This window comes from Vibrio sp. Makdt (genome assembly GCF_027587015.1).
GTDB classification, from domain to species: domain Bacteria; phylum Pseudomonadota; class Gammaproteobacteria; order Enterobacterales; family Vibrionaceae; genus Vibrio; species Vibrio chagasii_B.
In genome coordinates this window covers 1-12,995 of sequence record NZ_JAPPTH010000035.1, presented here as the reverse complement: position 1 = coordinate 12,995, position 12,995 = coordinate 1, and the positions used below count along the sequence as shown (strand labels likewise).

The 12,995-nt window shown below is 46.2% G+C and carries 11 protein-coding genes and 1 riboswitch; of the genes, 2 read left to right on the top strand and 9 right to left on the bottom strand.

Annotated elements, in window-relative coordinates; translation table 11 throughout:
• Positions 1 to 56: 56 nt before the first annotated feature.
• Positions 57 to 1,256, bottom strand: a complete 1,200-nt coding sequence (locus OH460_RS25285) for a multidrug effflux MFS transporter (protein WP_205416594.1) — start codon at positions 1,254 to 1,256, stop codon at positions 57 to 59.
• Between the two features lie 101 nt (positions 1,257 to 1,357).
• Here OH460_RS25285 and OH460_RS25280 point away from each other — a divergent pair, with 101 nt between their 5' ends.
• Together OH460_RS25280 and OH460_RS25275 are read left to right on the top strand one after the other, a co-directional pair.
• A complete protein-coding gene (locus tag OH460_RS25280; protein ID WP_269999941.1) occupies positions 1,358 to 2,299 on the top strand; it encodes a LysR substrate-binding domain-containing protein in 942 nt (313 codons plus the stop codon).
• Between the two features lie 122 nt (positions 2,300 to 2,421).
• Positions 2,422 to 4,212 carry an aminopeptidase P family protein gene (locus OH460_RS25275; RefSeq protein WP_269999940.1) on the top strand — a complete coding sequence of 597 codons (1,791 nt, stop codon included), beginning with the start codon at positions 2,422 to 2,424 and terminating at the stop codon, positions 4,210 to 4,212.
• A 300-nt stretch (positions 4,213 to 4,512) separates the two neighbouring features.
• On the opposite strand, the gene thiH is transcribed toward OH460_RS25275, so the two are convergent.
• The 8 genes from thiH to OH460_RS25235 form a co-directional block, all read right to left on the bottom strand.
• A complete protein-coding gene (thiH, locus tag OH460_RS25270; protein WP_116869900.1) occupies positions 4,513 to 5,625 on the bottom strand; it encodes a 2-iminoacetate synthase ThiH in 1,113 nt (370 codons plus the stop codon).
• 7 nt (positions 5,626 to 5,632) lie between these two features.
• Positions 5,633 to 6,397, bottom strand: coding sequence for a thiazole synthase (locus OH460_RS25265; RefSeq protein ID WP_061034301.1), 765 nt, complete (start codon positions 6,395 to 6,397; stop codon positions 5,633 to 5,635).
• Between the two features lie 2 nt (positions 6,398 to 6,399).
• Entirely contained in the window at positions 6,400 to 6,609 is a 210-nt protein-coding gene (gene thiS, locus OH460_RS25260; RefSeq protein ID WP_008221537.1) for a sulfur carrier protein ThiS, read from the bottom strand.
• Positions 6,606 to 7,388: a HesA/MoeB/ThiF family protein gene (locus OH460_RS25255; protein WP_269999939.1), complete on the bottom strand. Its 783-nt coding sequence runs from the start codon at positions 7,386 to 7,388 to the stop codon at positions 6,606 to 6,608. The genes thiS and OH460_RS25255 overlap by 4 nt, the downstream gene beginning before the upstream one ends.
• A complete protein-coding gene (locus tag OH460_RS25250) occupies positions 7,378 to 8,670 on the bottom strand; it encodes a thiamine phosphate synthase (RefSeq protein ID WP_269999938.1) in 1,293 nt (430 codons plus the stop codon). Before OH460_RS25250 ends, OH460_RS25255 begins: the two co-directional genes overlap by 11 nt.
• Positions 8,670 to 10,619, bottom strand: coding sequence for a phosphomethylpyrimidine synthase ThiC (thiC, locus tag OH460_RS25245; RefSeq protein ID WP_269999937.1), 1,950 nt, complete (start codon positions 10,617 to 10,619; stop codon positions 8,670 to 8,672). Before thiC ends, OH460_RS25250 begins: the two co-directional genes overlap by 1 nt.
• A gap of 128 nt (positions 10,620 to 10,747) precedes the next feature.
• A riboswitch (TPP riboswitch) is annotated at positions 10,748 to 10,846 on the bottom strand.
• A gap of 62 nt (positions 10,847 to 10,908) precedes the next feature.
• Positions 10,909 to 11,292, bottom strand: a complete 384-nt coding sequence (gene crcB, locus OH460_RS25240) for a fluoride efflux transporter CrcB (protein WP_004736665.1) — start codon at positions 11,290 to 11,292, stop codon at positions 10,909 to 10,911.
• 100 nt (positions 11,293 to 11,392) lie between these two features.
• Complete coding sequence (locus OH460_RS25235) at positions 11,393 to 12,775, bottom strand: multicopper oxidase family protein (protein ID WP_269999936.1); 1,383 nt, start codon at positions 12,773 to 12,775, stop codon at positions 11,393 to 11,395.
• Positions 12,776 to 12,995: the final 220 nt, after the last annotated feature.

Here is a 12,995-nt window from a genome sequence, read left to right as displayed (position 1 = left end):
TACCATGTTTTAACGTTTCGCAAACCGCCATTTGTATATTTTGCCACCCTTATTGCTTATGCCTTTGCAAACGTTGCATGCCACGACTTGCCAGACTTGCTCGCCAACACGAATAGCGCAGGAACAATCAGGAACATTTGTAGCGCGATCATCTCTTGTGACGTTAAATCAAGACGCTGCATGGTGCCAACAAGCAAGCCCGAACCACTCATTTGGAATAAGCCTAATAGCGCTGCGGCTGTACCCGCACGGTCACCAAATGGTTCCAACGCTTTACCTGCAGCCGCACCTAGAATCCAAGCAAAGCCAACAGATGATAAGAAGATAGGAAGCATGAATGCGATTGGAGTCGCATGCTCTGCAAGCACCAACATAATCACGCCCGCCAAACCTAGCATTGAGATACCAACAACCAGTGCTTTGTAGGTACCAAAGCGGTCCATAAATTTAGGAGCCGTAAACGCAGCCGCGATGTTAATCGCTGCATTAACACCAAACCAGAAAGTAAACTCTTTCATGGTTAAGCCAAGGTTCTCCATCAACACAACCGGTGCTGAGGTTACATAAGCGAGGATCACTGCCATCGCCATCAAACATAGAGTTGCGTGGAATAGGAATGAAGGTGTTTTTAATACTGACCAGTAGCGCTCTAGTTTGAACACCGCTACCTTTTCCGTCACAGGGTTCGATTCTTTCATTTGGAAGAATAAGATTGTACCGACAACGACGGCAAAACCCGCCATAAAGCTGAAGTTGGAACGCCAGCCAAATTGATGAGTTAACCAAGCGCCAAGAATCGGTGCCAATGCAGGAATAAAGCAAATAGCGCCATTAAGGTAGCTGATCATTCGGCCACTCTTCTCTGGACCAAATAGATCGCGAACCGTTGCAAAGGCAGCTACAGAAGTCGCACAAGCTCCTAAGCCTTGTAGCAGCCGAGCTATTAGCATCATATCAATCGATTGAGCTGCCCACGCCAAGCAAGCACTCAATGCATAGATACTAACACCTCCCAATGCAACGGTTCGACGTCCTAGCTTATCCGCCAAAGGGCCGGCAAATAGTTGGCCGACACCCATAGCAAACAAAAACCAAGTGATCGTATCTTGTGCTAGTGCATGTTCCACGTGAAACGCTGTCGAAATCTGTGGCAGAGCTGGCAGGTAAATATCAATAGCCAAAGGGCTAAAAAGAACCAGCATTGCCAATAAAGCAACCTGCAGTTTACTAGGGGTTGGAAGCGCGTTAGAAGGCACAAGATTCTCCGGATGAGTTAATTTAGGTGCATAATAACCAACTAAAGATATGAACAAAAATGGCATATAATCATTAGCATTATTCCAATAAGGAAACTCACATGAATATCGAGAAACTATCGCGCCTCGACCTCAATCTACTAGTTTGCTTGCAGGTGCTAATGGAAGAGCTGAGTGTTACACGCACTGCACATCGATTGTGCCTGAGCCAGTCAGCCGTGAGTAAATCATTGGCCAAACTTCGCGAACAATTTAATGACCCTCTTTTTACGCGAAGTGCACACGGCCTACGCCCAACACCCAAAGCCGTATTCCTAAAACCACGGTTGGAAACACTGATCAATCAACTTGATCTGCTTACCCAACCTGAGACGTTCATTCCTAACAATAGTGACCACAGTTTTCATATTGCAGCAGTGGAAAGTGTCTACCCGTTGATTCTTCCTCACTTCTTACCTGCGATCTTTCGCCAAGCGCCGAAGGTGAATATCAACACCCACGCTTGGACAGAACAAACCTTTAAAAAGTTACAACTTGGTGAGTTAGATATCGGCCTTACAGGCAAAGACATCGATATCAATGATGCGCGCCTGACCATGCTGCCACCAGATGATATCTGCGAGCAAGAGATCTATCGTGACGCGCAGATGTGTGTATTGAGGCGCAACCATCCCGCTTTAAGTGGTCAATGGGATCTGGAAACCTATCTGGCACAGCGCCATGTTCAAGTAAGGTGTGACGGTAACGATCGTTGGCTACTCGACTACAAGTTGGCAGACCTCGGCCATCAACGCGACATCGCTATCTCTGTGCCCGACTTCAACAGCGCGGCGAGCCTATGTACCTACACCGACTTTGTATTTACCGCACCAAGCCACTTCACCCATCTGGTTGCGAAACAGCTCGACTTAGTGGTTGTGCCTCTACCAATGGAGTTCCCACCAATGGCATACACTCTGTTTTGGCACCGTGATAGAGAAAACGACCCAGCCTTAACTTGGCTGCGAGATATCATCAAAGAAAAAACTCTGCACCTTAGATAAAAATGGCGTACAGCGTTTGCAGCAAACGAACAAAAGCGCTAGCTTATTGACCTAATAAGTCCCCTCACAGGTATATCGGCTGTGAGTGTTAACAAGGACCCTCACAATAAGGATAAACACAGATGCACAATATCACTGCGGAACGCGTTACTGCGGTTCGAGCTTGGCTTGAAGCAAACCACTTAGATGCTGTTATCATTCCACATGAAGACGAGTACTTAGGTGAATACGTTCCAGCTCATAACGAGCGACTTCACTGGCTAACCGGTTTCACTGGTTCTGCAGGTGCGGCTGTTATCACTCGCGAAAACGCGGCTATTTTTGTTGATGGTCGCTATACCGTTCAGGTTCGCAAGCAAGTACCTGGTGAGCTATTCGAGTATCGTCATCTTATTGAAGAACCAGCTTTAGATTGGATCATCAATTCACTAGCACAAGGCAGTAAAGTTGCATTCGACCCACGCATGCACACGGCGGCTTGGTTGAAAGGCGCACAAGCTAAGCTGGCTGATAAAGTAGAACTCACAACACTAGCGGCAAACCCGATTGATGAGCTTTGGTCTGATCGCCCAGAGCCTGTTGTATCCGATGTTCGCCTCATGGCCACTGACGCCGTTGGCCAATCAAGTGAAAGCAAACGCGCTGAAATTGCTGGCCTACTAAAAGCCAAAGGTGCTGATGCCGCTATCCTTACTGAACTGGATTCAATCTGCTGGTTACTCAACATTCGTGGTTTAGACGTATCTCGTCTACCAGTCGTGTTATCTAACGCCATCATTCACTCCGATGAAAGTGTCGATTTCTTCTTAGATCCAGCGCGCATTCCTGCAGGCTTTGAACCACACGTTGGTAATGGCATTCGTGTTTCTCACCCATCAGAGCTTGAAGCTCGCCTTCAATCTTTAGAGGGTAAAAATGTGTCAGTTGATTCAGGCACAAGCAATGCTTGGTACACGCTTGTTCTACAAAACGCTGGTGCTCATATCATTGAAGCCGCTGACCCATGCCTAATGCCAAAAGCCGCGAAGAACGAAACTGAAATTGCAGGCATGAAAGCGTGTCACATCCGTGATGGCGTGGCGATGGCGAAATTCCTATCTTGGATTGATGCAGAAGTGGCGCAAGGTAACCTGCATAACGAAGCGGTACTAGCAGACAAAGTACAGTCATTCCGCGAGCAAGATCCAACCCTAATGGACCTAAGTTTCGACACAATTTCAGCGGCAGGCGGAAACGCAGCCATGTGTCACTACAACCATGAGAACCAGCCTGAGCCGGGTCAGCTAGAGATGAACACTCTGTACCTAGTCGATTCAGGCGGTCAATACCTAGATGGCACAACAGACATCACACGTACTATCGCAATTGGCCAACCAAGCGAAGAAATGATTCAACAGTTCACTCTTGCACTTAAGGGCCACATCGGTATTGCACGCGCTCGCTTCCCACAAGGTACTCGTGGTTTCCAACTGGATATCCTAGCGCGCCAGCACTTATGGGCAGAAGGCTTCGACTATGACCACGGTACTGGTCACGGCGTTGGCCACTTCCTAAGTGTTCATGAAGGTCCGCAAAGCATCTCTAAAAAGCTAATCGATGTCCCTCTTGTTGAAGGTATGGTGTTATCAAATGAGCCAGGTTACTACCGTGCTGATGAGTTTGGTATCCGTATCGAAAACCTAGAACTGGTTGTTGAGCTGCCAACTCAAGGTGACTTCTCAGTGCTAACGTTTGAATCGCTAACACGTTGCCCTATCGACAAGCGCAACATCAGCGTCGATCTACTGACACGTCCGGAACTTGCATGGCTAAACGACTACCACCAAAAGGTGTGGAACGATGTTAGCCCACTAGTTGAAGGTGATACGTTAGAGTGGCTACGCCAAGCAACAACGCCACTAGCTCACGCTTAATGCCTAAATAGATAGGCAACTTAGTCAAACCAGTTTAGCTAAGTTAGATACGAAAACGGCTACCTAAAGGTAGCCGTTTTTATTTGTCGCTTTCACATCACTGATGTTTCACGTGGAACATCAGCCAAGCTGTTATACCAAACTGGATAAGTAGGTGATCAGATAATTGCGCAGGAAAAATCGCTTAGAGCAAGGCATAGATTGCAGCTAGCTAGTTGGCCTACCTACAAAATCTATAACGATGCTATCAGCGATTTTAACTAGCAAGAATGTCCAGATACTTATTTAGATTGGTATTAGTTAGCCTGAGTAAGCACTGTGCCAATCTCGCCACACCGGGTCGAAGCCACGTTGACGAATCATGGCTTCAACATCAGCTGCACTTCTCTCATCACTTATCTCAAACTGCTCAAGCTCTTCCTCACCCGAAGCATAACCGCCCGGTTGAGTTTTTGACGCGGCAGACATACTAGTGATGCCTAACGGCAGCACGTTATCGCGGAACGTTGCAGATTCACGAGTCGAAAGAGACAACTCAACCTCAGGGTTTAATAGTCGATAAGCACAGATAAGTTGAACTAGCTGTTTGTCGCTCATGATCGACTTAGGTTGCAAACCACCCTCACAAGGACGAAGACGTGGGAAAGAAATCGAGTAACGCGTTTGCCAGTACGTACGTTCAAGATAGTCTAAATGGGCGGCCACGAAGAAGCAGTCGGTTCGCCAATCTTCCAAACCAATCAAAGCACCAATTCCTATCTTATCAATACCCGCTTTTGCCAGACGATCTGGCGTTTCGAGCCGGTATTCAAAATCCATTTTGTTACCTCGCAAGTGGTGCTCAGCGTAGGTACTTGGGCTATATGTTTCTTGGTAAACCATCACCGCATCTAAGCCGAGTGTTTTAAGTTCCGCGTAATCATCTTGATCAAGCGGCTGCACTTCCATCGCGAGGTAATTAAATTGCGCTTTGATATTCGGCAACACCTCTCGAAAGTATTTCATACCAACTTTCGTTTCGTGTTCGCCGGTAACCAACAACACGCTATCGAACTTCATCTTTTTGATGGCTGCGCTCTCAGCATCAATTTCATCTAAAGTTAATGTGCGACGCTTGATGCGGTTCTCCATCGAAAAACCACAATACGTACACGCATTCGCACACAAGTTAGATAGATACAAAGGAATATAAAGCGACATCGTATTACCGAACCGCTTACGTGTTAGCGCCAACGATTGTTGTGCCATCTGCTCTAAATAAGGTTCTGCCGCTGGAGAGATCAAAGCCTTAAAGTCTTCTAAGTCGCGTTTGGGTTTACTCAGAGCACGTTCAACATCCGCTGCCGTTTTACTGAAGATCGACATACCAATGTCATCCCAGTTGAGTTGTTTAAATCGATCAACAAACGTCATGGCAATACTACTCGTCTAGGAATGAGGTTAACGGGCTGGAAGCAACCGCATGAGATACCTGACCAGCGAGACCTGCAAGGTAAGCCATACGCCCCGCTTCCACTGCCAACTTAAAGGCAATCGCCATTTCAACGGGCTGTTGAGAAGCAGCAATCGCAGTATTAACTAACACAGCGTCAGCACCCATCTCCATTGCACGCGCCGCATGTGATGGAGCACCAATGCCCGCATCTACAATCACAGGGACGTTCGCTTGGTCGATAATAATCTCTAAGAAGTCCGCCGAAGCGATACCTTTGTTCGACCCAATCGGCGCACCTAACGGCATAACCGCAGCACAACCCACCTCTTCCAATCGTTTACACAACACTGGGTCAGCATGACAGTAAGGCAACACAACGAAGCCGTCTTTCACCAGTTGCTCAGCCGCTTTTAATGTCTCGATTGGGTCTGGCATCAAATATTTTGGATCTGGGTGAATTTCCAGTTTGAGCCAATTTGTGCCTAGAGCTTCGCGAGCCAAGTGCGCAGCAAAGATGGCATCCTTCGCGTTCTTAGCCCCAGAGGTATTCGGAAGTAGATTTACGCCGGCATCAATAATGGGCTGTAAAATATCGTCTTGCTCAGAACGAATATCGACTCTCTTCAGTGCCATGGTTGCCAGTTGAGAACCTGAAGCCTCGATAGCACTCGCCATCAAATGCTTGTTGGCGAACTTGCCTGTGCCAGTGAACAGTCGTGATTGGAATGTTTTATCTGCGATGGTTAACATGGTTAGCCCCCTGCAATAGCTTGAAAAAGAGAGATAGAATCGCCTTCATTGACGATGGTTTGTTGCCACTGGCTGCGCGGGACAACCGCGTTATTGATAGCGAATACACACCCTAAGTCAGGTAGCGAAAGCGAATGAATAATATCTGCAAGAGAAGATGATTGCGCGACCTGCTCTGGTTGCTCGTTTATTGAAATAGTTATGTTGCTCATAGTGCTTCTTCTTCTAAATTATTGGTCACTGACGAATTGCACACCGGACATTCGATATCTTGCGTAACCATTAGGTTTTGCCAGTTCATAGTCTTACCGTCGAACAGCTTGAGCTGATGTGTCGCCACTTGAAACTCGCCACTGCTAATGTGCTGAATAGCAGCAAGAGCTTGGAGGTTTCCTATAGTCCCGACTACCGGTCCAATGATGCCACTATCACTACAACGCATTGTTTGTGGATGGTGGTCAAACGGGAAAAGACAGTGGTAACAGCCCTGCTGGTTTTGGTAATCGAAGACAATAAACTGACCTTTCCAACCAATTGCGGAGCCTGATATCAATGGTGTGTTAGCCTCGAAACACGCTTGGTTAACTTGCTGGCGTGTGACGAAGTTGTCGGTACAGTCCAACACAACATCAGCTAGCATCACTTCAAGCTTTAACTGGCTTTCGGCCATTCGCTTGTTGATTGTCCTAACTTGGCTTCTACCATTTAGCTCACTCAGTTGTAGTTTCAATGCATCGACTTTAGCTGTACCAAGATCGCTTTCTTTGAACGCGACCTGTCGTTGTAGATTGGATGAGTCGACACAATCATCATCAACCAACACGATTTTGCCGATGCCAGACGCTGCTAGATAAAGAGCCGCAGCATTCCCCAAACCACCACAACCAATCACTAACACATGACCGTTTAGTAGATTTCGTTGTCCTTGTTCACCAATTTCAGGCAATGCGATTTGGCGTTGATAGCGTACAAATTCAAAGTCACTCAGCATGACTTAACTCCTGACGACCCTCTTCATTAACGGTTGAAGAGTTGCCATTCATAAGAGCTTCGAAAAACTCAATAACCGCTTTTGGATCTTCCGCCAACGTAATTGCACGCACTACCGCGAGGCTCGAGACACCACAATCCCATACCTGCTCTGCCGTCGATTGGTCAATCCCACCAATAGCCACGGTCGGATAACCAACAAGTTCTTCACTGTATGGAATGGTATCTATAAGCTGCTGGTAAAGAGCTAAACGCACTAGGCCCTGCGGCTTCGATGGCATCTGCTTCGTGGTGGTTGGGAAGATATGTCCCAACGCGATGTAACTTGGGTTTATTTGAACGATGCGTAACAACTCATAGTAGCCATGTGTCGATAGACCTATCTTGATGCCCGCTTTACTCAGCTGTGAAAGGTTCGACTCTTCAATATCCTCTTGTCCCAAGTGAACACCAAAAGCGCCATGTTTGAGTGCAAGTTGCCAATAGTCATTGATAAAAACTTGAGCCTTGTATTGTCTACCTAGTGCGATAGAACGTGTGACTTGATGTTCCAAATCCGCTTGCTGAGGATTCTTAATTCGCAGTTGCACCGTATTGATTCCAAGCTTAAGCAGCCTTTCAATCCAATCAACATCATCGACAACTGGGTATAACCCGAGGCTTTTCTTCGTCAAATCAGGGAATGAAAGTGACGTTCCTTGATGAGTCCAACCAACGCTAATACCTAAACGCTTGTCTTCCAACACTGGAATTGGGAACTCTTGGTAATGGCTTGGCCATGTTCCACGTGAAACATTAGACGCTGCACGCGCTAGAACCAATGCATCTTCTAGTGGGAAATCTAGAGCCAATAACGTTAGTAACCACGAAAAGTGATGGCGTCTATCTATTGCTTGAGGGTCGTTGGTAATACTTTTGATAGCTCGATTGGCGTTTAAGTGTGACCAAATATCTAACACAGCGGCGTCATTGGTTACCCCAACATGTATCGTATTCGGGTGTTGTGCTAAAGCATCGCGAACATCTGTCAGCGATAAAGACTCGTCATAACTTACGATATGATCAAGCGAGCTGAGCTGATCCGCTTTAACTGAAACGACATCGGAAGCAAAGCCAATAGCAAGTGAGTGATGAGAATCAACGATAGAGAAGTATTGAGTTGGGCTGACACCCAACTCAACTGCATCGGTTGCTAAACCTTGTCGCTTAGCAACCAATAGACAGTGTTGAACCTCTCCCGTTAACTCAATATATTGAGATGGGATCAGAATTTTCACTGTCATTACTCCTCTAATTGAGCTTCTTTCGCACCAACGGCTGGGTGATAAAGTTCAGAGCCAGTATCACGGAACTCTTGTGATTTTTGACGCATCCCTTCCAACGGGTTATCTAGCATCTTAATCTCGATAGCCTGATCCGCTGCTACTTGTTCTGTGTCTTTCGCGTACTCTCTCACTTCCTGAGAAATCTTCATCGAGCAGAACTTAGGTCCACACATAGAACAGAAATGCGCAACCTTACCTGATTCTTGTGGCAAGGTTTCATCATGGAAAGAGCGGGCTGTATCTGGGTCTAGTGCTAGATTAAATTGGTCTTCCCAACGGAATTCAAAGCGCGCTTTAGAAAGCGCATTGTCACGGATTTGTGCTCCTGGATGCCCTTTTGCCAAGTCAGCAGCGTGCGCCGCTAGCTTGTAAGTAATCAAGCCAGTCTTAACATCCTCTTTGTTTGGCAAGCCTAAGTGCTCTTTTGGGGTCACGTAACAAAGCATCGCACAACCATACCAACCGATCATCGCGGCACCAATACCAGAGGTGATATGGTCGTAACCAGGGGCAATGTCTGTAGTCAGCGGGCCTAATGTATAAAAAGGCGCTTCATGACAATGCTCTAGTTGCTCATCCATATTCTCTTTGATCATGTGCATCGGAACGTGTCCAGGGCCCTCAATTATCACCTGTACATCATATTCCCACGCCACTTTCGTCAGTTCACCTAAGGTGCGAAGTTCAGCAAATTGAGCCTCGTCATTGGCATCAGCAATAGAGCCCGGGCGCAGGCCATCACCTAATGAAAGCGCAACATCGTACTTCGCACAGATCTCACAAATCTCGCGGAAGTGGGTGTATAAGAAGCTTTCTTGGTGATGAGCAAGACACCATTTAGCAATGATAGAACCACCACGAGAGACAATGCCGGTAACACGCTTAGCCGTCATAGGGACATAGCGAAGAAGCAAGCCAGCATGAATCGTAAAGTAGTCGACGCCCTGCTCTGCTTGCTCAATTAAGGTGTCACGCATCACTTCCCAATTAAGGTCTTCAGCCACACCGTTCACTTTCTCAAGTGCTTGGTACATAGGAACAGTACCAATTGGCACTGGGCTATTACGTAGAATCCACTCTCGTGTTTCGTGTATATTTCGACCAGTCGACAAGTCCATCACAGTGTCGCCGCCCCATCGGGTTGACCAAACTAACTTCTCAACTTCTTCTTCAATCGAAGAGCTTACAGAAGAGTTACCGATATTGGCGTTCACCTTCACTAAGAAGTTTCGGCCAATAATCATAGGTTCTGATTCTGGGTGGTTGATGTTTGAAGGGATAATTGCTCGACCTTCAGCAACCTCTTTGCGCACGAACTCAGGGGTAATTTCTTTCGGTAGGTTTGCGCCAAAGTTATGGCCAGGGTGTTGGTGGTTCAGTTGCTCATCTGCGAACTTCTGACGCCCCATATTCTCGCGAATCGCAATGTATTCCATCTCAGGGGTAATAATCCCCTTACGAGCATAGTGCAACTGAGTCACACATTGCTCGCCAGTCGCACGACGAATTCTAGGCAGATTTCCGTAACGAAGCTCGTCTAAGGTTTCGTCCTCTAGGCGCTCTTTGGTATAAACAGAGCTAACATCACCTAATAGCTCGGTATCACCACGCTCTTCGATCCACTTCTCTCTTAGCTTTGGAAGGCCGTTATAAAGGTTTATCTCGTGCGTTGGGTCGGTATAAAGACCGGAGGTGTCATAGACGTGAATAGGAGCATTAGGTTCAAATACAGGCTCTTTTTTGGTACCACCAACAAGGCTATCAGCGAGTGATATCTCTCGAACTGGGACTTGAATGTCCTCTCGAGAACCTTGGATGTAAGCTTTCTTTGAATTTGGATAAGGTTGTACTGATAAAGAATCGATGAAATTCTTCGCTTCCAGTCTTGCTTGTTTACGACTCGACATAGCATTTTTCCTTGGCTTTTAGCCATTATTTATTGGGATAAAAATGCTTGACGGATTGATGCTACAAGAGGGATCACGGTAAGAAATACAGTTGTGATCTGGTGATAGATCTCTAGAGGGATTCTAGTTAGATATCTACTCTTGTTCCCTTCGCAGGTATTAGCCTGATCAGGTTCAACGGATCCCGAGTTAACGGTCTCAGCCATATGGCACTCCGACAAGTACGATCGAGTATATAAAAACGACTTGGATAAACCAAGCCGAGTTGTTAACAAATCGTAAGAAAGTTTTAAGACTTTATCAAAAGTTGGAAGCCGATCCATGCGGCTGAAATACTGAGTACTACATTAAGCAGCACATTAAGCCCCATCTTGAAAAATGCGCCTTGCTGCATGAGAAGCACGTTATCCATCGAAAAAGTGGAGAATGTAGTCAAGGCACCAAGGAAGCCCAAGCCAATAATCTGTCTCCAGGGTTCAGTTGCAACCATCTCATTTTCGAACGCGGCGATCAGTAATCCCATAATCAAAGAGCCAATCACGTTAACAGTTAGCGTACCATAAGGAAAACCTCGTCCTAACATCACTACGCATAACTCGGAAATCAGATAACGTGAACAAGCACCAAAAGCGCCACCAATAGCGATAAAACCAAGAATAGATAACTGACCCATGAATCCTCCCAAACAATAATCCCTATATTCTAGCTTTAACGCCAATAAAAGCGAGGGTGGAAACTAAGAATGTATGCGCAAATATTAAACGTTACAGGTGTCACTTAACTTCGATATAACCCATCAGTCCTGTTTTCATATGTTCAATCACATGACAGTGATACATCCAACGTCCGGGGTTATCTGCCACAAATGCCGCTTTAGCTCGACCGTTCTTTCCAAGTAACACGGTATCTGTATGAAAAGGTTCTGCAATCTTTTTGCCGTCCAACTCAAGTACCGTGAACGTATGACCATGAATATGGATCGGGTGATGGTATTGGGTAACATTCTTAAGATCGAATATATAAGTCTTGCCGAGCTCTAATGTAGCGAGTGGTTCTGGGATATTGTCTCTACTCATCCCCTCCCAGGCTCTTTTATTGGTCAGCCAAAACTTAGGCATGGATTTCCCGTCTTTGGAAACCGGCGACACCGCCCCTTCCCACTCAAACACAAAATCGATCTCTTCCGCATTAGCGAGATCTAACTTAGGTACAGGGTTAAGAGGTAATAGCGGAAGTGTTTGGCCTTCTATGAGCGTGGAATCTACAACCTCAAATTCACACAAGGAAAAAGGAAAACGCCCCTTCATTTGCAGCACATTCACTCGCTCACCAGCCTTTGGAGCAATCAGACCGATGTCGACACGCATACCTGGGCCGATTTTATGTTCAGTCAACCTGTAAGGTGTCTTTATCGGGTTACCATCTATAGCAATAACCCATGCCTCTGCACCTTCAACAGCGATAGGATAAGTGATCGTATTGTCGACATTAGCGATACGAAGCCTAGTCGTTGCGTGCTGCTTTAACTGATAAGTAGGCTCATGTACTCCGTTAACACTACTCCACTCCCCTGGAGTGCCCATACGAGCGCTAAGACGCGGGACCATTAAATCTTTCCACTGACCTTGCTTATCGAGATGCCAGTGTTTAAGCATCAAAGCATGCTCTTCATCGAACTGAACTGGAGCACTCTCTTCAACAACAATTAGGCCGACCAAGCCCATACCAAGTTGTTTAATGCTGTTCATGTGCGGGTGGTACCAGAACGTACCCGCGTCCGGTGGCGTAAATTCATAGACGAACGTTTCAGCGGGCATAATTGGTGGCTGGCTCAAGAAAGGCACACCGTCCATTTCGATAGGGATTCTTAATCCATGCCAATGAATTGTGGTTGGTTCTGATAGTTTATTGGTGAAGCGAATCGTAACTTTTTCGCCCTGTCGACAACGAATTGTTGGCGCAGGGATCTGACCATTGAACCCCAAAACGTTAGTAGTAAACCCTGGTACAATTTCAGCAGTCGAAGGCTCAGCAGTTAAGTCATAAACATACCCTCCCTTCTCATCAACCGATCGCTTCATAGAACAAGCAGGGAGAACTGTGAGTGCAGATATAGCGAGAGATGATTGAATAAATTTACGACGAGAGATATCCATATTTGCAGCCTTTTAGTAGTAACGACCAAAATGTAACAAAATATTGAGAATAATTCTCATAAAGAAATGAAGTTTGTGCTTTGGCTATTAATAAAAAAGGCTGAGATAAGTAAGCACTTACATTACCTCGTCAGAATGAGCGGAACGAGGGAATAATTGACTGGAATTTAGACCGGTAAAAAGCAAAAAGGCTCTAGCATTTCTGCTAGAGCCTTAAATA